General features: G+C 71.8%; 1 protein-coding gene. It reads left to right on the forward strand.

Going from position 1 to position 957, the window contains the following annotated elements:
• On the forward strand, positions 1–957 hold a 957-nt coding region (locus SMA5143A_RS42215), incomplete at both ends, for an acyltransferase domain-containing protein (RefSeq protein WP_146194060.1).

The following is a 957-nucleotide window of genomic DNA, read 5'->3' on the forward strand; positions in this document are numbered from 1 at the left end:
CCTACGGCCAAGGGCGCCCGGACGACCGGCCGTTGTGGGTCGGCTCCGTCAAGTCCAACATCGGGCACACCCAGTTCGCCGCGGGAGTCGCCGGCGTCATCAAGACCGTCATGGCGATGCGGCACGGGACGCTGCCGCGCACCCTGCACGTCGACCGGCCGACCCGACAGGTGGACTGGTCGGCCGGTGCGGTACGGGTGCTCACCGAGCAGCGGGAGTGGCCACGGGCCGACCGCCCGCGCCGCGCGGGCGTCTCGTCCTTCGGTATCAGCGGCACCAACGCCCATGTCGTCCTCGAAGAGGCCCCCGAGGACGAATCGACGGCCGACGAGCCCGAGCGGACCCAGGGCACAGCGCTCCCCGCCGTGCCCGTACTGCTCAGTGCCCGCAGCGAGTCCGCCCTCCGCGACCAGGCCGCCCGCCTCCTCGCCCACCTCGACCACCACCCCGGCCTGCCGCTGACGGACCTGGCCGCCTCGGCGGCCACCACACGGGGCCTCATGGAACACCGCGCTGCCGTCACCGCCCCCGACCTCCCCGCCTTGGCCGACGGCCTGCGCGCCCTCGTCGCAGGGGAGGACACACCCGGCCTGGTACAGGCCACCGCGTCGGGCGGTGGTCTGGCGGTGGTGTTCTCGGGTCAGGGTTCGCAGCGGGTGGGGATGGGGCGTGGTCTGTATGAGGCGTTCCCGGTGTTCGCTTCCGCTTTCGATGAGGTGTGTGCGGGGTTTGAGGGGTTGTTGCCGGGTTCGTTGAGGGACGTGGTGTTCGGCGGTCCCGCCGAGGTGTTGGAGTCCACGGGGTGGGCTCAGCCTGCCCTGTTCGCGTTGGAGGTGGCGCAGTTTCGTCTGCTGGAGTCGTGGGGTGTGCGGGCTGATGTGGTGCTCGGGCATTCGCTGGGGGAGTTGGTGGCGGCTCATGTGGCGGGGGTGTGGTCGCTGTCCGATGCGTGTGGGG

Source organism: Streptomyces sp. MA5143a, assembly GCF_900290235.1.
Taxonomy (GTDB): Bacteria; Actinomycetota; Actinomycetes; order Streptomycetales; family Streptomycetaceae; genus Streptomyces.